General features: G+C 49.4%; 17 protein-coding genes. 14 read left to right on the forward strand and 3 right to left on the reverse strand.

All coding sequences use genetic code 11. The annotated features are described in order from the left end of the window. The 13 genes from rpsB to ACJAZW_RS11740 all read left to right on the forward strand — a co-directional run. Positions 1–874: 30S ribosomal protein S2 (gene rpsB / locus ACJAZW_RS11680; protein ID WP_415158272.1), on the forward strand; the 874-nt coding region annotated here is incomplete at its 5' end. Positions 875–941: 67 nt separating this feature from the next. Then, complete coding sequence (tsf, locus tag ACJAZW_RS11685; RefSeq protein ID WP_415158274.1) at positions 942–1,874, forward strand: translation elongation factor Ts; 933 nt, start codon at positions 942–944, stop codon at positions 1,872–1,874. A 53-nt stretch (positions 1,875–1,927) separates the two neighbouring features. After that, the gene (gene pyrH, locus ACJAZW_RS11690) at positions 1,928–2,653 is read left to right on the forward strand and encodes a UMP kinase (protein WP_415158276.1); all 726 of its coding nucleotides are present in this window, start codon (positions 1,928–1,930) and stop codon (positions 2,651–2,653) included. 11 nt (positions 2,654–2,664) lie between these two features. Further along, on the forward strand, positions 2,665–3,222 hold the full coding sequence (frr, locus tag ACJAZW_RS11695) for a ribosome recycling factor (protein ID WP_415158278.1): 558 nt from the start codon (positions 2,665–2,667) through the stop codon (positions 3,220–3,222). Positions 3,223–3,242: 20 nt separating this feature from the next. Further along, on the forward strand, positions 3,243–3,989 hold the full coding sequence (locus ACJAZW_RS11700) for an isoprenyl transferase (protein WP_415158280.1): 747 nt from the start codon (positions 3,243–3,245) through the stop codon (positions 3,987–3,989). 6 nt (positions 3,990–3,995) lie between these two features. Beyond that, positions 3,996–4,871 carry a phosphatidate cytidylyltransferase gene (locus ACJAZW_RS11705; protein ID WP_415158282.1) on the forward strand — a complete coding sequence of 292 codons (876 nt, stop codon included), beginning with the start codon at positions 3,996–3,998 and terminating at the stop codon, positions 4,869–4,871. Between the two features lie 28 nt (positions 4,872–4,899). Then, positions 4,900–6,009 (forward strand): RIP metalloprotease RseP, encoded by a 1,110-nt coding sequence (gene rseP, locus ACJAZW_RS11710; RefSeq protein ID WP_415158284.1) that lies wholly within the window; start codon positions 4,900–4,902, stop codon positions 6,007–6,009. A gap of 191 nt (positions 6,010–6,200) precedes the next feature. Next, positions 6,201–8,525 (forward strand): outer membrane protein assembly factor BamA, encoded by a 2,325-nt coding sequence (gene bamA / locus ACJAZW_RS11715; RefSeq protein WP_415158286.1) that lies wholly within the window; start codon positions 6,201–6,203, stop codon positions 8,523–8,525. 72 nt (positions 8,526–8,597) lie between these two features. Further along, on the forward strand, positions 8,598–9,638 hold the full coding sequence (gene lpxD, locus ACJAZW_RS11720; protein ID WP_415158288.1) for a UDP-3-O-(3-hydroxymyristoyl)glucosamine N-acyltransferase: 1,041 nt from the start codon (positions 8,598–8,600) through the stop codon (positions 9,636–9,638). 11 nt (positions 9,639–9,649) lie between these two features. After that, positions 9,650–10,108, forward strand: coding sequence for a 3-hydroxyacyl-ACP dehydratase FabZ (fabZ, locus tag ACJAZW_RS11725; RefSeq protein WP_415158290.1), 459 nt, complete (start codon positions 9,650–9,652; stop codon positions 10,106–10,108). 2 nt (positions 10,109–10,110) lie between these two features. Next, positions 10,111–10,917, forward strand: coding sequence for an acyl-ACP--UDP-N-acetylglucosamine O-acyltransferase (gene lpxA / locus ACJAZW_RS11730; protein WP_415158292.1), 807 nt, complete (start codon positions 10,111–10,113; stop codon positions 10,915–10,917). Then, entirely contained in the window at positions 10,910–11,707 is a 798-nt protein-coding gene (gene lpxI / locus ACJAZW_RS11735) for a UDP-2,3-diacylglucosamine diphosphatase LpxI domain-containing protein (RefSeq protein WP_415158294.1), read from the forward strand. The genes lpxA and lpxI overlap by 8 nt, the downstream gene beginning before the upstream one ends. Beyond that, positions 11,708–12,808: a lipid-A-disaccharide synthase gene (locus ACJAZW_RS11740; RefSeq protein WP_415158296.1), complete on the forward strand. Its 1,101-nt coding sequence runs from the start codon at positions 11,708–11,710 to the stop codon at positions 12,806–12,808. Here the strand turns inward: ACJAZW_RS11740 and gltA are convergent, their stop codons facing one another. Further along, a complete protein-coding gene (gene gltA / locus ACJAZW_RS11745) occupies positions 12,809–14,098 on the reverse strand; it encodes a citrate synthase (protein WP_415158298.1) in 1,290 nt (429 codons plus the stop codon). 155 nt (positions 14,099–14,253) lie between these two features. After that, positions 14,254–15,672 carry a glutamate--tRNA ligase gene (gene gltX, locus ACJAZW_RS11750; RefSeq protein WP_415158300.1) on the reverse strand — a complete coding sequence of 473 codons (1,419 nt, stop codon included), beginning with the start codon at positions 15,670–15,672 and terminating at the stop codon, positions 14,254–14,256. A gap of 131 nt (positions 15,673–15,803) precedes the next feature. Between gltX and ACJAZW_RS11755 the strand changes: the two genes are divergently transcribed. Beyond that, a complete protein-coding gene (locus tag ACJAZW_RS11755; RefSeq protein ID WP_415158302.1) occupies positions 15,804–17,930 on the forward strand; it encodes a ComEC/Rec2 family competence protein in 2,127 nt (708 codons plus the stop codon). Positions 17,931–18,091: 161 nt separating this feature from the next. Here ACJAZW_RS11755 and lexA read toward each other — a convergent pair. Next, positions 18,092–18,495: transcriptional repressor LexA (gene lexA / locus ACJAZW_RS11760; protein ID WP_415158304.1), on the reverse strand; the 404-nt coding region annotated here is incomplete at its 5' end.

Genomic DNA, 18,495 nt, shown 5'->3' on the forward strand with positions numbered 1-18,495 from the left:
AGGCGGTCGTGTGTTGTTTGTTGGCACAAAACGTCAAGCTGCACCTGTTGTTGCTGAAGCTGCACAACAGTGCGCTCAGTACTATGTGAACTCACGTTGGCTCGGCGGTATGCTGACCAACTGGCAGACAATTTCCAAATCAATCGCACGTTTGCGCCAATTGGAAGAGCAAAAAGACATTGCTGGTTTGACCAAAAAAGAACGCCTTCAGCGTTCACGCGAGCAAGAGCGTCTTGAGCGCGATCTTGGTGGCATCAAAGACATGGGCAATGTGCCTAACTTGTTGTTTGTGATTGATACCAACAAAGAAGCCATTGCATTGCACGAAGCGCGTCGCTTGGGCATTCCAGTAATTGCGATTTCTGACACCAACTGTGATCCTGAATCTGTTGATTTGCCAATTCCAGGCAATGATGATGCAGCGCGGGCGATCGAGTTGTACTGTTCATTGATTTCAAGAGCTGCTTTGGACGGTATTTCACGTTCTTCTTCAGATTTTGGCGTTGATTTGGGTGCCGCTATTGAAGTTCAGCCAGAGCCTGTGTTGGCCGCAGAAGTTGCTGTTTTGGAAGCTGCCCCAGTTGCAGAGGTCGCGCCTGTTGTGGACGCTGCGCCTGCCGCTGAAGAAGCATCTGCTGGTGCACCTTTGTTCGCAAAGCCTGAAGGCGACGCTGACGATTTGAAGAAAATCTCAGGTGTTGGCCCAGTTCTTGAAGGTAAGCTGAATGAGCTTGGCATCTACACTTATGCACAGGTTGCCGCTTTCACAGCTAAAGACATCACTAACGTTGATGAGCGTTTGAGCTTTAAAGGTCGTATCGAGCGTGACGGTTGGTTGGGTCAAGCAGCAGAGCTTGCTAAATCAGCGTCATAATTAACGCGTATCGAGCCTAGACGGAAAAATAAATTGCCGACTTTGTTCGGCAAGAAGGAGTGATAAAATGGCTATCACAGCTGCACTTGTAAAAGAACTGCGCGAAATGACTGGCGTAGGCATGATGGATTGTAAAGCCGCTCTTAGCGAAACCAATGGCGATTTGGAAACTGCCGTTGATTGGTTGCGCACCAAGGGTTTGGCTAAAGCTGCCAAAAAAGCCAGCCGCGTTGCTGCAGAAGGTCTTATTGCTGTTTCGACGAGCGGAAACGTTGGCGCAGTGATTGAAGTGAATTCAGAAACGGACTTTGTTGCGCGCAACGAAGAGTTCCAGAATTTGGTTGGCCAAATTTCTTCAGTTGCTTTGACTGAGGGCGCTGACGTTGCGGCACTTGCTGCTGCAACTTACCCAGGCGCTTCTCATTCAATTGCTGAAGAAGTGACAAAGAAAGTGGCCAAAATCGGCGAACACATGAATCTGCGTCGCAGTGCCCGTATTGAAGTTGAAACTGGAATCGTTGGTTCATACATTCACAACCCAGTTGTTGAAGGTATGGGCGCAATCGGCATTCTTATTGGTTTGAAAACGACCGGCAAGACTGATGGTTTGGTTGCTCTTGGTCGTCAATTGGCGATGCATGTTGCTGCTGCTGACCCATCTCCATTGGCGGTTTCACAAGAGGGCATCGACCCAGCTGTTGTTGAAAAAGAGCGTGCGGTGTTTACAGAGCAAGCCGCGCAATCTGGCAAACCTGCCAATATTGTTGAGAAGATGGTTGAAGGTCGCGTCCGCAAATTCTACGAAGAAGTTTGCTTGCTTTCTCAGACCTATGTGATTGACGGCGAAAGCAAAATAGCTGACGTTCTGAAAGCGGCTGAAAAAGATGCCGGTGCGCCGATTGAAGTGACCGAATTTGTTCGGTTTGCAATTGGGGAAGGCATTGAAAAAGAAGAGCAAGACTTTGCCGCCGAGGTTGCAGCAGTGGCTGGTACAGCCTAACCTTTGCACCAAGAGATTCTCTTTCTCATTGTGTAACAAAGGTTGGGGTGGCCATGGCCTCTCATTCGCTTAAGCGTATATTGATTAAAGTCTCCGGCGAAGCACTTGCCGGAGACAATTCATTTGGGATTGAACCCAAATTTCTTGACCAGGTTGCTCAGCAGCTATGGGATCTTTCCAATTCAGGCTTAGAAGTTGCAATTGTTGTCGGTGGCGGCAATATTTTTCGTGGCATGGCTGTTGCAGCGGGTGGTGCTGATAGGGTTGTGGGCGACCATATGGGCATGCTCGCAACGGTGATTAATTCCCTTGCTTTGGGTGATGCGATTAAGCGTTGTGGCGGCATGGCAAAAGTTTATTCCAATATTGCAATGCCTGCGGTGGCGGATACATTTACCGTACGCGACGCGCGCCGTGCTTTGGAAGAGGGCAAAGTGACCATTTGTGCGGGTGGGTCTGGAAATCCATTTTTCACCACAGATACCGCAGCTGCATTGAAGGCTGTGGAATTGCAGTGTGATGCTTTGTTTAAAGGGACACAGGTGGACGGTGTCTATTCAGCTGATCCCAAAATTGTTCTTGATGCGGTGCGGTATGAGACGGTCAGCTATGATGAGGTCATTTCAAAAGACCTAAAAGTCATGGATATGGCCGCATTTGCCCTAGCGCGAGACAACAAACTGCCGATATATGTATATCAGCTCGACGTTGAAGGGGGCGTACGTTCAGTTATCGAAGGTACTGCGGTTTCCACGTTGGTTTCTGATCGCGCGAATTAGAGGAAAACATTATGTCAGAATATTCAATTAGTGAACTTGATAGCCGCATGAAGAAGTCTGTTGCTTCAATGCAAGAAGAATTTGGCGGATTGCGCACAGGTCGGGCGAGCCCCAACCTTTTGGACCCGATCATGGTAGAAGCCTACGGCTCTAAGATGCCACTCAGCCAGGTCGCAACTGTGTCTGCAGCGGATGCGCGTTTGCTGACTGTGCAGGTCTGGGACAAATCAATGACCAAAGCTGTTGAAAAAGCTATCCGCGAAAGCCACCTTGGCCTTAATCCTGCCGCAGAAGGCACGCTAATACGTGTGGCACTGCCTGAACTGAACGAAGAACGTCGCAAAGAATTGACCAAAGTTGCGCACCAATATGCAGAAGCTGCAAAGGTTGCTGTGCGCCACATTCGTCGTGACGGCATGGATGCATTGAAGAAAGCGGAAAAGGATGGCGAGATCGGTAAAGATGATTTGCATTCAGAATCCGAAAATGTGCAAAAACTAACGGATGCCGTTGTTATTGAAATTGACAAGCTTTTGGCGGCCAAAGAAGCCGACATTATGCGGGTCTAAAACCGGACTAGCGATATCTCATGGACAGTGCCCTAGCCAAATCAACGCCAATAGAATTTACGCCGGATCAGTTACCGGCGCATATTGGTGTGATTATGGATGGCAATGGCCGCTGGGCTGAGGAACGTGGAAAACACCGCACAGAGGGCCATCGGGCTGGGGTTGATGCGCTTAGGCGACTGATCGCTTGTGCCATTGAGTTTGATATTAAATATCTCACGATTTTCAGTTTTTCGTCTGAGAATTGGCGGCGCCCACCGGATGAAGTGAATACTATTCTGGGGCTGATGAAAAAATTCGTCGCCTCCGATATTGGCACATTCGTGAAGAATAATGTGCGGGTTCGCATTCTGGGAAGTCGCGATGGTTTAAACAGCTCTGTTCTGAAAATGATAAAGGACGCAGAGGACCGCACCCAGCATTGTACCGGCTTACGATTGAACGTTGCGTTTAACTACGGTTCGCGAACCGAATTGCTGGACGCGGCAAAAGCGATTGCTGCCCGTGTTGCCAATGGTGACCTTGATCTAAACGACATCGACGAGAATATGTTCACGCAGTCGCTTTATACCGCTGACTTGCCGGACCCCGATGTGATTTTTCGCACGAGTGGCGAACAAAGGCTTTCCAACTTTTTGTTGTGGCAGGCCGCTTATTCGGAATTTATTTTTTCTGAAGAATATTGGCCGGATTTCGATCGTGCCTCATTTCTTAGCCTTCTTGATTCTTATGCCGGGCGTAAGCGTCGTTTTGGAAGTGTGGGGTAGGCCATTATGTCAGATGAGAGCGGATCGAAAACGGGTAAAACGGGATCGAATTGGAGTGATTTGAAACCACGTTTGGTCTCGGCGGTTTTTTTGATCCCGATTGTTGCTGCTGCGATTTTTATCGGTCAATTGGCGGTTGCAGTGCTGATTGCTGGTGTGCTGGTTGTCGCCTATCATGAATGGTCATTGATGACGAACAAGGGCATCCTGTCTCGTTTCAACTATTTCACGATGGGTCTGCTGGCGATTTCTGCGATTGCCTATCCCGCTGTAGGGTTTTGGGGAGGGCTTTTGCTTATCCTGAGCACAGCCGTTGCGACGACGGTGTTGAGCGATAAATTTGGCAGCTGGCCGACGGCCGGAATTGCTGCGGGGTTTTTGGGGTTTGCGGGCCTTAGCGTCTTGGCGCTGCGTGGAGACACCAACCTTGGCATTTTGGCTACTGCCTTTCTTACGGTGGTCATTTGGTCGACAGACAGCGGCGCATTTTTTGCAGGTCGTCAGTTCGGCGGCATAAAGCTCGCACCTATGATATCGCCGTCCAAAACGTGGTCAGGCGCTGTTGGTGGCTTGGTTATTGGAACATTGGGTGGCACAATTGTCTGGCTTCTGGGCAATATGATGCTCGTGGGCATGAATTCGCCGTTGTGGATAGGCATTGCTATTTCAGCAGCCATTAGCGCGTCGGCCCAAGTGGGTGACTTGGCAGAGAGTGCACTTAAACGTCATTTTTTGATCAAGGATTCTGGTGACATAATTCCTGGCCATGGTGGCATTTTGGATCGAATAGACAGTTTTACTGTGGGTGCTGTGCTGCTCTATTTTATTGGGGTTGCGCATTTCACCTCAAATGAAGTCGCGCAGGGCGTTTTGCTCTGGTAGCTCTTAAAAACTTCAAAAAGGATGGATATTGGAAAACCTGATTAATGTCATTTCAGTGATTGTGCCGTTTCTGGCTGTGCTGACCATTATCGTATTTGTGCATGAAATGGGACACTATCTCGTGGCGCGTTGGAATGGGATTGCGATTCAAGTGTTTTCCATTGGGTTTGGCCCGGAATTGCTTGGCTTCAACGATAAGAATGGCACACGCTGGAAAGTTTGCGCGATACCGCTCGGGGGCTATGTTCGGTTTTTGGGTGACATGAATGCGGCGAGCGTGCCGGACCATGATGGGCTGGATCAGTTTGACGAAAAAGCCAAATCGTCGTTGTTTTTTTACAAGAATGTTTGGCAACGCATTGCGGTTGTTGTTGCTGGCCCCATCGCAAATATTATTTTCACATTTTTAGTGCTGTATGCGCTGCTGCTTGGTTTGGGGCGTTATACGCTTGAAGCACAGATTGATGGGGTTGAGCCACAATCACCGGCCGCCATTGCAGGGTTCCTGCCGGACGATAAAATTGTTCGGGTTGACGGATATTCAATCCGCAGTTTCGGTGATTTTCAACGCATTGTGGCCACCAGTCCTGAGCGTGAAATATTTGTTGATGTTGATCGGTTGGGCACCCAGATCACGCTGAAAGTGCGCACGGGGTCGCGCGAGCGCACGGATCGTTTCGGCAATGCGTCCTTAATCGGTTATCTGGGCGTTTCGCGCACTGCTGAAGAGGACGATGTTAGATTCGTCCGGCCAAACCCAATCGAGGCGGTATTCATAACGGTTGAAGAGATGATCTTGATTGTTGATCGATCATTTAAGTTTCTTGGCGAGCTTGTTGTTGGGAAGGGTGATGTGGACCAACTGGGCGGCCCCGTGAAAATTGCTAAAATATCTGGTGATGCTGCGTCAATTGGCATATTTGCGCTGATAAATCTTATGGCGTTATTGTCGCTCAATATCGGCATTTTCAACCTATTTCCTATCCCGTTGCTGGACGGTGGACATCTGGTATATTACTTTTATGAACTGGTTCGTGGAAAACCGCTGAGTCAAAAAGTGCAGGAGATGGGCTTTCGCTTTGGAATGTTTGTCGTTTTGTCTTTGATGGTCTTTTCGGTGGTCAACGATATCTTTTAAAAATCGATCTGTGCGCTTAGTTGTTTACAAAGTGTTGCGCAAGGGGCGCAGTACACATCTTTTGGTAACGTAAAGCCTTATTTGGCCTTGCGTTTGGCTTAAGAAACAGTAAAACAGATCATAGAGTTAGTGTCGCGAACGGCCGGGGTTTGTTTGTTTGCGTGGGAAGTGCTGAGAGGCGTCAGGGAATAATGATGGCAAGAGCAAAGCTTATACCAAGTCTTATTTTGGGGTTAATGCTGGTATTGGGTGGGCCATTGATGCCTGCTCAACTTAGCGGATTGCTGGGTGTTCAGGCCGCTTACGCGGCAACAGTGAACTCAATTTCAGTCACGGGAAATGAACGTGTTGATGACAGCACGGTGATTTCGTTCCTTGCATTGCGCAAAGGGCAGAACGCAACGTCTGCCAAAATCGACGAATCAATTGATGCGCTTTACCAAAGTGGTTTGTTCGCGACTGTAAACATTTCGATGTCGGGCAATACGCTACGGATCGTGGTCAAAGAAAACCCAATTGTTTCTTCCGTTTTGTTTGAAGGTAACAAAAAATTCTCCGATGCTAAGCTCTCAGATATGGTCGAAGTATCATCTCGCGGTGTATATACCGACGCAGCTGTGGCGCAGGATGCGAGAAATATTGAGCTTGCATATGACCAAGCCGGCTTTAATTCAGTCGCGGTTACGTCACGTACAGAGATCAGCGACAATTCGCGCATCAAAGTTACATTCATAATCAATGAAGGTGACCGCGCGAGCATCGCTAGAATTAGTTTCACTGGCAATAGTTCAATCGGCGACGGGCAATTGAAAGCCATTTTGCGGACGAACGAGTCGCATTTGCTGAGCTGGCTGTTCCGAGACGATGTTTATGACGAAGATAAATTGGATGTCGATAGCGAACTTGTTCGACTTTACTATGCTGATCGTGGTTTCCCGGACGCGCAAGTGCTTTCTGCGGTCGCTGAGTTTGATGCGGATCGGAACGCCTATTTCATCAATTTCACAATTGATGAGGGTGAACGCTATACGTTTGGTATGATAGATATTGAAACAAGTATTAGCGGTTTGGATGCTGGTGCGTTGAAATCAACCATTCGCACAGATGAAGGTCGTCGCTACTCGCTGACAAACTTGCAGCGTACAGCGTCTGATATGTCTCGTGATGCAGCGCGTCAGGGCTTTTCATTTGCTGAAGTACGCCCGCGCTTGGATCGTGATGTGGAAGCGAAGCGCTTTAATGTTACCTATTTGGTGGACGAGGGTGCGCGGCTTTATGTCGAGCGGATCAATGTTTTTGGCAATACACGTACACGCGACTTTGTTATTCGCCGCGAATTTGAATTTGCTGAAGGCGACCCGTTTAACCGTACTTTCTTGGCTGCAGGGCGCGAAGCGCTACAAGCGCTAGGTTTCTTTGCTCGCGTTCAAGTGAATGTTGAACAAGGGTCTTCTGCAGACCGGGTAGTGATCAATGTGGTTGTTGAAGAAAAATCAACCGGCAGTTGGGGCGGCGGCGCAAGCTATTCCCCACAAACTGGATTTGGTGTTGAACTTTCACTTGAAGAACGCAATTTCCTTGGTAAGGGTCAAAACTTGAAATTGGCAGTCGGCGGCACTTTTGGCAGCCGTACTTATGACTTCTCTTTCACTGAGCCCAAATTTATGGGATTGGATATTTCCGCTGGGATTGATCTGTATAATCGCAAGGTCGATGAAGGTAAGTTCTACAATTACGGCACTGATTCAACAGGCTTCCAAGTGCGCGTTGGTGCTCCGGTTGTTGACAATTTGAGTGCGAGCCTGTTCGCTGGCTTTGATCAGACAACTTATACTGACGGCACTGGCGCCAATCCAGTTGATGCGCCTGCCTATATTACTAGCCTTGGTGGGTCGGTGAATAAGGCGTTTGTTGGGTACACGCTCAATTATGCGGACGTTGATAGCCAATCATCTCCGAGCGAGGGCTTTGCGGCAAACTTAACGCAGCAATATGTTGGCATCGATCACAACTTGCTTAAGACCGAAGTCAAAGGTCGTTATTACATTCCTGTATTGCCAGATTTTGGTGTTGTTGCCAGCATCAAAGGCCAAGCGGGCATGATCAACGAACTCGGTGGTGGTACTGTAAATCCAACCGAAACATTTGTACCTGGGCCACAACTTATTCGTGGATTCAAGGCTCGCGGATATGGACCGAAAAACGGCACAAACGCACTTGGCGTATCTGAATATGTTGCTGTTTCCGCTGAAATGACGTTCCCAATACCGGTGGTGCCTGAGGCTTATGGTCTGTCAGGTGCTGTATGGGCTGACGCGGCATATCTTGGTGCATCAGGTCTGGACGGAACACTAATTACCAGCGGCAACGGTACGCAGACGCGTACATCGATTGGTGCAAGTATTCTGTGGGATTCACCGCTTGGTCCGTTGCGTGGCGATTTTGCCCATGTCATCGACAAAGACGTTGCGGACGATACACAAGTGTTTGCGTTGACAATTCAGACATTGTTCTAAGGCAAACAATAGACTTGACCTTATTAAGGGATCGCGGACACAATCTGCGATCCTTTTTGTTTAGGACACTTAATGGTCGATAATCGTTTTTTCCCGCTTGAAGATCCGCCCACGATCCAACAATTGTTGGCGAAGTGCGAAGACCTGTCTTTTTGTGATGTGAGCGGTGTGGATCCCAATTTGGTGATCCAAGGTGCGGGTACTGTCCCATATTTGAAAGCCGGCGAGTTAGGTTTTGTTGCCGACAAGACTTATGCTGAGGCATTGAAATCCACTGAGAGTGGTGTGGTTATCGTTCCTCAAAGCTTGGTTGCAGATTGCGGACCCGGTCTATCGGTAATCGTTGCCAAATCGCCCTATCAAACCTTCACAAGCCTTGTTAGCGCGCTTTATCGTTCTGTGCTTGCAGCCCAATATTCGGGTTTGTTGAATTGGCAAGATGGGGTTAAATCCGGCGCGATCAGCGTCGGTGAAAATTGCGACATTGCGCCCAATGTTATGGTTGGTGCGGGTGTTGAAATCGGCGATGGCGTTTCGATTGGTCCAAACACGGTTTTGGGACGAGGGGTAACACTTGGTCGCAATACCCGAGTGGCGGATAATGTTTCGATTTATTTCGCCCATATTGGGGACGAAAATCTTCTGCATTCTGGCGTTCGCATTGGTGCGGACGGTTTTGGCTTTTTACCAAGTCCCAATGGTCCGCAAAAGATACCGCAATTGGGACGCGTTTTGGTGCAGGATTTTGTCGAAATTGGCACGAATACAAGTATTGATCGTGGTACGCTTGATGACACGGTTATCGGCGAGCAGACAAAAATTGATAACTTGGTTCAAATTGCACATAATTCTATTATTGGGCGGCGCTGCCAGCTTTCGGGGCATGTTGGGTTGGCGGGTTCTGCGGTGTTGGGTGATGGCGTTTTATTGGCGGGGCGCGCGGGCATTTCCAATAAAGTAAAAGTTGGTGACAATGCTGTGGTTTTTGCTTGTTCAATGGTGACCAAGGACGTACCAGCAGGCGGCATGGTGGGTGGATCACCGGCAACAGAAATTAAAATGTGGCGCAAAGAAGTGGCGGCCATTCGGCGTTTGGCCCGCAAAAAGAAGTAACGGGGTGCTTTATGACAGATCGTGAATTGACGGCGTTGGATATTAGTCGGGTGTTGGAGTGTTTGCCGCACCGCTATCCGTTTTTGATGATCGATAAAATTATTGAAATTGATGGCGACGAATCCGCAATTGGGGTCAAAAACATCACTTTTAATGAACCAATTTTTCAGGGTCATTTTCCGGGTAAACCCATTTTTCCGGGTGTGCTGATCCTTGAAGGTATGGCGCAAACGGCTGGCGCGATCGTCATTGCGGAAGAGCAAAAGAAGGGCGACAAATATACTGTTTTCCTGCTGACAATTGATAAAGCAAAGTTTAGAAAACCAACCGAACCGGGTGATGTTTTAGAATATCACATCAAAAAGGTGCAGCGTCGGCGCAACGTGGGTAAATATCAGGCCAAAGCCATGGTGAATGGCGTTGTTGTTGCGGAGGCTGAAGTTGGTGCAATGATCGTGCGAGACGAGTAAGCATGGCAAATATCCATCCCACCGCAATTATTGGCGAAAATGTTTCACTGGGCGAAAATGTAAGCGTGGGCGCTTATAGCGTTTTGGACGGTGATATTTCAATTGGTGACAATAGTGTTTTGCATTCGCATGTTGCCATCGCTGGTGAGACCGAAATTGGTGCAAATGGTGAGATATTCCCATTTGCCTCGGTTGGTCACCAGCCGCAGGACAAAAAGTATGCCGGTGAACGCAGTCGGCTGGTGATTGGCAATAATTGCTCAATTCGGGAGAATGTGACCATCAACCCTGGGACGAGCGGGGGCGGTATGGAGACGCGCATTGGCAATGATGTGTTGTTGATGGCGGGTGCGCATGTGGCGCATGACTGTCAGCTTGGCGATGGGGTGATTCTGGTCAACCATGTGGCTTTAGCGGGCCATGTGACGGTGGATGAACATGCGATTGTTGGCGGATTGTCTGGTGTGCATCAGTTTGTTCGAATTGGTGCACATTCAATCGTTGGTGCGATGAGTATGGTTGAAAATGATGTCATTCCCTTTGGTTCGGTGTTGGGCAATCGTGCCTATCTGGGGGGCTTAAATCTGGTTGGCCTGAAGCGCCGCAACTTTGACCGCGAAGAAATTCACACATTGCGTGCCGCATACCGGATGATTTTTTCCAATGAAGGTACATTGCGCGAGCGTGTAGAAGACGCCGCCGAAATATTTGAAGGCCATGAGTTGGTCGATATTGTGGTTTCATTCGTGCGCAAGCCGTCTGAGCGTTCGCTGTGCATGCCTAAAAATGGCGTTGATGGCCATGAGTAAGCTTGCGCTGCTGGTCGGGCATGGCGAGCTTGCGGTTGCGGCGCAATATGCTGTACGTGAAACCTATCAAGGTGACTTTTCAGTTTGGTCGATGGTTGGCACAGCAGAGGACGCTGCGGACAATGTTGATGTGGGGCACCCTTTAGAGCTGATCGAACGTTTACGCGCAGAAAAAATCAAAACGCTGTGCGCTGTGGGCGCTGTGGACTTGTCACCCGAGTTGCGGGAAAATGTCGGCAAGTATTTGGTCCAGCATTATCAGGGTAAACTTGATGTCAGCGATATGGGGCTTGAAACAGCCTATCGCACGATTGCCAAAGATGCGCGTGTTGAAATTTTGGGAATCCATGAGCTTGTGCCTCAGCTTTTGGCCGGCACCGGACATGTGGCTGGTCCTGCCTGCGATTTTAAGACCAACCAAATTGAGAATATGCTGCGCTTGGCCCGCACCGTGGCACGCACTGATTTGGGCCAGTCAATGATTTTTCATGGTGCGCGGCCCGTTGCTGCAGAGGATGTTTTGGGCACAGATAATTTGCTGGCGCGGGCCAAAGACATTGCGGCAGCGTTTAAGACGAATAGTGGTGAACTGGTTCTTGTTAAAGTTGCAAAGCCGCAACAAAGCGGATTGGGTGATTTGCCAACCATCGGCCCCAACACCATTGAAAACTGCGTTGACGCGCGCATTGGCACGATCATTGTTGAGGGCGAAAAATGCCTTATCGCAGATAGACAGCGTTTCATACAATTGGCTGAAAAGCACCGTGTGAGCGTTGTTGGGTGGGGATAAGTGCGATTATTCATTGTTGCTGGTGAAAGTTCTGGAGACCAACTGGGCGCTGACCTGATTGGTCAATTACAGCTGCAAACGGATGTACACATTACTGGCATTGGTGGCACTGCGCTTGCGGACGCTGGGCTGAACTCAATTTACCCGATGTCGGATTTGTCGGTCATGGGCTGGCGCGATGTGTATCTGCGTTTGCCACTTTTACTGCTTCGTCTCAAGCAAACTGTTGATGCTATAGTGGCCTGCAAACCAGATATTGTGGTTTTGGTTGACGCACAAGAGTTTTCCAATCGGGTTGCAGCGGGTGTACGCAAGCGCTTGCCTAACGCAAAAATTGTGCTTTACGTTGCGCCGTCAGTTTGGGCGTGGAAGCCGGAACGCGCCAAACAAATTTTACCCCTTTATGATCAAATTTTGAGTGTTTTGCCGTTTGAGCCCCGGGTGTTTCGCGAACTTGGTGGGCCGGTATGTACCTATGTGGGGCATATGGCTGAGCGGTTTTATGCGGGAACCACTGAACGAGTTTGCAAACAGTTTTTGCTGCTTCCTGGAAGTCGGAACGGCGAAATAAAACGCAACCTGTCCGAAATGACGATGGCAATAGATTGGTTGAAAGAGGCGCAATCCGAACTCAAATTGACGCTTGCAGCAGCGCCTGGCAAACTTGAATTGATTTCAAAACTATTAGATAGCCCCGACATTTCAATCGGTGAGGGCCGTCAACAGTTTGGACAGCTCGTGTCTAACGCAAAGGCCGCGATTGCGGTTTCTGGTACTGTAACACTGGAGTTGGGTTTTGCAGATGTTCCCCATATTTGCATGTATGTTGCAGAACCAAAGCAACTCAAAAACTATGAAGCCAACGGAAGGCCGCTGATAAATCTCAATAATATTATTGTGGGGCGTATGTTTGTCCCCGAAATTGCGGGCACGCATGCGCTGGCACCCGAAATTCTTAGCGCTACGCAAAACCTGTTGAACAATGACAGTGAGATGGCGTTGCAACGTGAAGGTTTTGCTCAGATGCGCGCCAAAATGCAAAACGGAGAGCCAGAGGCTCCCCGTCAAAATGCTGCAGATATAATTCTATCGATGGTTTAGTTATCGAGCAGAGATATCCACATAATCGCGTGAAGTTGCGCCCGTATATAATTGGCGCGGACGACCGATTTTTTGCTTAGGATCTTCGATCATCTCAGCCCATTGTGATGTCCAACCCACAGTCCGTGCCAAGGCAAAGATTGCTGTAAACATTTCAGTTGGGAAGCCAATCGCGTCCAATATTATGCCTGAGTAGAAATCAACATTTGGATAAAGTTTCTTCTCGATGAAGTACTCATCTTCCAACGCGATCCGTTCAAGCTCTTGTGCCACTTGCAATGTTGGATTGTTCTCAACACCCAGTTCGGCAAGAACCTCTTTGGCTGTTTGTTGCATTACAGTTGCGCGCGGGTCAAAGTTTTTGTACACGCGATGTCCAAAACCCATCAAGCGGAACGGGTCAGATTTGTCTTTCGCACGCGCCACAAATTCTGGAATGCGATCAACCGTGCCGATTTCGCGTAGCATTTGTAAGCACGCTTCGTTGGCACCCCCATGTGCTGGTCCCCACAGCGATGCAACACCGGCAGCGATACACGCAAATGGGTTCGCGTGTGAAGAGCCAGCCAACCGCACGGTAGAAGTCGACGCGTTTTGCTCATGATCTGCATGCAGCGTAAAGATGCGGTCCATTGCTTTTGCAATGGTCGGCGACACAACATAATCCTCAGCAGGTACTGCAAAGCACATGCGTAGGAAGTTGGACGCGTAGTCTTGATCATTGCGCGGATAAACAAACGGCTGGCCAACTGAGTATTTGTAGGCCCATGCCACGATTGTTGGGATTTTAGCGATCAAACGGTGCGACGCGATTGTGCGTTGCTTTGGATCGGTGATGTCTGTTGAATCGTGGTAGAAGGCAGACATGGCACCAACGGCGCCACATACAATGGCCATTGGGTGGGCGTCGCGGCGGAAACCTTCAAAGAATTTTTCCATTTGCTGGTGCAGCATAGTGTGGCGCGTCACAGTGTCCGCGAATTTTTCATATTCAGCTTTTGAAGGCAATTCGCCTTTAAGCAACAAATATGCAACTTCTAAGAAGCTGGATTTATCAGCTAGTTGTTCGATTGGGTATCCACGGTACAACAAGATACCTTTGTCGCCATCAATATAGGTGATAGCGGATTCTGTTGAGCCTGTGGATGTATAGCCGGGGTCAAATGTGAAATGCCCGGTCTTGGCATAAAGGGAGCGGATGTCGATAACGTCAGGACCAACTGATCCTGAAATTATGGGGAATTCATAGCTTGTGCCATCAATTTCTAATTTTGCAATCCGATCGGTCATTAAGCGGCCTCCTTCAAGATTTCAAAAAATAGACTCAGCAAATCGTCCCCACAAACGTTAGCATCGTCGCACCTGCAAATCAGGTTGAGCATGAGGTATCGGATTTAGCGTGAATTCGCAAGCGGTGAACACATAACCGATACCAAAATGCGTGTTTATACCGCAGTTGTTTCGCTCAAACGCGACAAACTTTCTTCTCTGCCAAGCAACAATAAAACGTCAAAACATCCTGGGGATGCATTCTTGGCGGTCACTGCGGCTCTGATCGGTTGAGCCACTTTGCCGAACTTGAGGTCTTTTTGCTCAGCAAAGGTGCGCAATGCCTGATCTATGCCGTCATGTGTCCAGTCGTTCACGCTGGCAAGAACTGGCTGAACATCGCGCAATATTTGCAAAGAATCGCCTTCCACGGCGGCTTTGGCTTTGTCTTCAAATTGAAGCGGCCGCGCCTGATAAATGAATTGAGCCGAATTGACGAGTTCAACGATGGTTTTGGCCCGTGTTTTGAGGGCGGGCAGGGCAGCGATTACCGTATCTGCATGTGATTTTAAACCAACCGATGCGATTTGGTCATCTAACTCATCCGCCAAAGAAACCATCAAATCAAACAGCCGTGCATCATCGCAATTCTTGATATAGTGCCCGTTCATATTTTCAAGTTTTGCAAAATCGATCCGGCTTGCGCCTTTATTAAGCCCCGAAAAAGAGAACCATTCGATGAATTGTTCCGAAGAGAAAATTTCATCGTCGCCGTGTGCCCAACCCAGTCGCGCAAAATAGTTGCGGATGGTTTCGGGCAAATATCCCATGCGACGATAGTCTTCAACACCCAGCGCGCCGTGGCGTTTTGACAGTTTAGCGCCATCTGGCCCGTGAATAAGTGGCGTATGGGCCATCACTGGAATGTCCCAACCCATCGCGTTGAAAATGGTGATCTGGCGTGCAGAATTTACCAGATGATCATCGCCGCGCATAATGTGCGTTACGCCCATATCATGATCGTCCACCACGACGGCCAAAAGATAGGTTGGTGTGCCGTCTGACCGCAAAATGACGAAATCATCTAGGTTCTCGGCTCTGAACCTCACATCGCCCTGCACTTTATCGTGCACCACAATCTCGCCAGATGTCGGGGCTTTGATGCGCACCACAAATGGGGTGTTTGCGGGTGCATCGCCTTCAGGGCGATCGCGCCAGCGCCGATCATAGACCATAGGGCGGCTTTCAGCCTTGGCCTTTTCGCGCATTTGGGTCAGCTCTTGTGGCGTTGCGTAGCATTTATACGCTTTACCCTCAGCCAAAAGGAGGTTGGCGACTTCTGTATGTCGTTTAATGTTTTTTGACTGATAGACGGGCTCCCCTGCATAATCGAGCCCCAGCCATTCCATGCCAGAAATGATGGCTGCAATTGCCTCGTCGGTCGAACGCTCGCGATCCGTGTCCTCAATGCGCAATAGCATATCGCCGCCAAGCGATTTGGCGAGCGCCCAGTTGAATAGGGCGGTGCGTGCATTGCCGATATGCAGGAAACCGGTTGGAGACGGTGCAAACCGTGTGATCACTTTTTCTGTCATGTGATGTTCTCAAATTTGACGAATTGAAGACCAGGTGGACGCCAATTGGATTTGCGTTTTCGTGCAAAGCTGGCGAATTTTTGTCGCATGTGTAACATAAGCGGAATATTGCGCAAGATAGGGCCTCGCGAATGGCCGTTTTCGATAGCGAAACGATACTTAAAACCAATACTCAACCGCCTCCTGTTGTTGGCGACCCCGTTGTTATGCGCGACAGGGGGAAACTGAGTGGCAGGGGCGCACGACGTTTCCGCGTTTCGCTCGTTTCAGCCGTGCAAGACGCATATTATCACCGTCAATATGTCATTTTGATACCTTTCGCCCTGATCATCGGCATAACAACCTATCGAAACATTTCGGTCGAGCCGAATTTGATTGCTGTTGGGGCATTGCTTTTTGGGCTTGTTGGCATTCTGTTTTGGCAGTTCAAACGACAATCAAGAGTTTGGCCGATGGGGTTGCTGGTCGCGATCTGGTTCGGATTTTCCCTTATGACGCTGTTCGCCACAATTTGGGGCAGCAAATTGGTGTCTTATCCGCTCGCGGTGGATCAGCTGGTCGGGGAAGTTGTTGAACGGGACGTGGGCAATGACGGTAAGTTGCGTCTGTTGATTGCAAACATTTCTGGTGATGCCAAGTTGGGCGGCGTTCGTCGATTGCGCCTTACAGTAAAAGCTGATCACTTGCCGATTGATAGCGCTATTTCGCTGGGTGACAAAGTGCAGGTGAGGGCGCGCATAATACCTTCGCCGACGCCGGTATATCCTCAAAGTTATGATTTACAATTTCAGGGCTTTTTTGATGGCATAGGCGGCTATGCAAGTTCGTTGGAACGGGTTCAGGTTTTACAAGTTGGTCGGGCCTCGATTTGGAAAATGATCGACCAATTGCGCTGGGCCATCGGCGACCGGCTGGACGTGTACTTGTCATCTGACCAGTCAGCAATTGCGCGGGCGCTGATCATTGGCGATCAATCCGGCATCAATGATGAGCTAAGAGAAAACATAGCCAATGCCGGGCTGGCCCATGTTCTTGCGATTTCTGGGCTACATTTATCTTTGGTTGTGGGGTCGGTGTTCTTTTTGATCCGCGCCGTCGCGACACAAATCGTCATACGTGACCGCTACATAAAGCCGATTGCCGCGCTCGGCGCGATTTCTATTGCTGTTGGCTACTTGCTGATCTCGGGGTCGAACTTGGCGACACAGCGTGCCACATTGATGTTGGTGCTGGCATTTGTGGCCATTTTGGTTGGTCGTCGGGCGATTACTATGCGCAATGTTGGGATTGCTGCGATTGTTATTATTGTTTTGTTCCCACAAGAGGTGTTCAAGCCCGGCTTTCAATTGTCTTTTGCTGCCGTGGTGGGCTTGGTTGCTGTTTATGCGATAATTGGACGTTCGGCGCTAAAACTGCCATTTCTCGTGCGGCTATTTAGTGGATTGGCCCTCACCAGTTTGATTGCCGGCATTGCCACGGCCCCGATCGCGGCGGTGCATTTCCAACAATTTGCGCCAATGGGATTGGTTGGCAATTTGATTGCCGTGCCGATTGTGGGGTTTTTTGTCTTGCCGAGTGGGCTTGCCGCTGTGTTGTTGATGCCGTTTGGTTTGGAAGGTCCGTTCTTGGCAAGCATGGGGTTCGGCATTGATCTTATTGTTCGTGTTGCGATGGAAATCTCATCATTGAGCGCTGACTATACGCAAACGCCAATGCTTGCCAACTGGGTATTGCCCGGCTGTTTTGTCGCTCTGGGGTGGTTAAGCTTTTTTCGGGGTTGGATAAAGTTCTTTATCCCCGCGGCATTTGGCGTAGCCACGGTAATTTTTGGGGCGGCTGAATTGCCGTTTTTGGTGGTATCGGACAGCACGCAAGCAGTCATCGTGCGACAAGCAAACGGCTATGTTCAATTGGGGCGAAAATCAAAGAGCTTTACCACCCGCGCCTGGGCTGAGCGTTTGGGCAACACATTGCTCGCGGAAACACCCATCGGGGATTGTGATCAGCATGGGTGCAGCGCGAACAGCGAAGGCACAATCATATCGGTTGCCAAAGACAGTGTTGCGCTTAACGAGGATTGTGGATTTGCCGACATTTTGATCGTTCGACAGCGCAGACAAGCCAAATGTGAACATGCGTTGGTGATCACACAAACGCAATTGGATCGGCAGGGCGTTGTTGCAATCTTTCGGGATGGCGAGGGTGGTTATTATCAACGCTGGGCAATAGGTGATCAGTTACGGCCGTGGCGCCCGTAATGGTTTGGGCATGGCCCCATAGGCTCCATAGGTGCAATAAGTACACATGTGCACAGGTGTAATGGTTGCACGAATTTGTTGATATAAAAAGACCCGGCCAACCAAAGGCTGCCGGGCCAAGTGTTCGCAATGGGGGTGTTAGAGCTAAGCCCTAACGGGGGTCAGTACTTGCGAAATAAACCAACCAAACGCCCCTGAACCGCCACTTGGTCAGGGCCGAAAATTCTTGTTTCATAAGCTGGATTTGCCGCTTCAAGCGCCACAGATTGGCCTTTCTTGCGCAACCGCTTCAGCGTTGCTTCCTCGCCATCGACCAATGCAACCACAATTTCGCCGTTCGACGCGGTGACCTGTTTTTTGATCAGCACCGTGTCACCATCAAAAATGCCAGCGTCAATCATTGAGTCACCGGCAACCTCAAGTGCATAATGTTCACCACCTGACAGCATCTCTGGGGGAACGGAGATTGTGTGACTTTGTGTTTGAATGGCTTCAATCGGCACACCAGCAGCAATGCGACCCATCACTGGAATTGAAACTGTGGCGTTTGGGGCATCCTCATCAT

This window comes from Maritalea sp. (genome assembly GCF_047634455.1).
In the GTDB taxonomy this organism is placed as follows: Bacteria; Pseudomonadota; Alphaproteobacteria; order Rhizobiales; family Devosiaceae; genus Maritalea.

Excerpts from the sequence above, each read along its gene's own strand:
- lpxI (WP_415158294.1), top strand. The coding sequence starts at position 10,910 with ATGAGTAAGCTTGCGCTGCTGGTCGGGCATGGCGAGCTTGCGGTTGCG.
- frr (WP_415158278.1), top strand. The coding sequence starts at position 2,665 with ATGTCAGAATATTCAATTAGTGAACTTGATAGCCGCATGAAGAAGTCT.
- fabZ (WP_415158290.1), top strand. The coding sequence starts at position 9,650 with ATGACAGATCGTGAATTGACGGCGTTGGATATTAGTCGGGTGTTGGAG.
- ACJAZW_RS11755 (WP_415158302.1), top strand. The coding sequence starts at position 15,804 with ATGGCCGTTTTCGATAGCGAAACGATACTTAAAACCAATACTCAACCG.
- ACJAZW_RS11705 (WP_415158282.1), top strand. The coding sequence starts at position 3,996 with ATGTCAGATGAGAGCGGATCGAAAACGGGTAAAACGGGATCGAATTGG.
- tsf (WP_415158274.1), top strand. The coding sequence starts at position 942 with ATGGCTATCACAGCTGCACTTGTAAAAGAACTGCGCGAAATGACTGGC.
- gltA (WP_415158298.1), bottom strand. The coding sequence starts at position 14,098 with ATGACCGATCGGATTGCAAAATTAGAAATTGATGGCACAAGCTATGAA.
- gltX (WP_415158300.1), bottom strand. The coding sequence starts at position 15,672 with ATGACAGAAAAAGTGATCACACGGTTTGCACCGTCTCCAACCGGTTTC.
- pyrH (WP_415158276.1), top strand. The coding sequence starts at position 1,928 with ATGGCCTCTCATTCGCTTAAGCGTATATTGATTAAAGTCTCCGGCGAA.
- lpxA (WP_415158292.1), top strand. The coding sequence starts at position 10,111 with ATGGCAAATATCCATCCCACCGCAATTATTGGCGAAAATGTTTCACTG.
- lpxD (WP_415158288.1), top strand. The coding sequence starts at position 8,598 with ATGGTCGATAATCGTTTTTTCCCGCTTGAAGATCCGCCCACGATCCAA.
- ACJAZW_RS11700 (WP_415158280.1), top strand. The coding sequence starts at position 3,243 with ATGGACAGTGCCCTAGCCAAATCAACGCCAATAGAATTTACGCCGGAT.
- bamA (WP_415158286.1), top strand. The coding sequence starts at position 6,201 with ATGATGGCAAGAGCAAAGCTTATACCAAGTCTTATTTTGGGGTTAATG.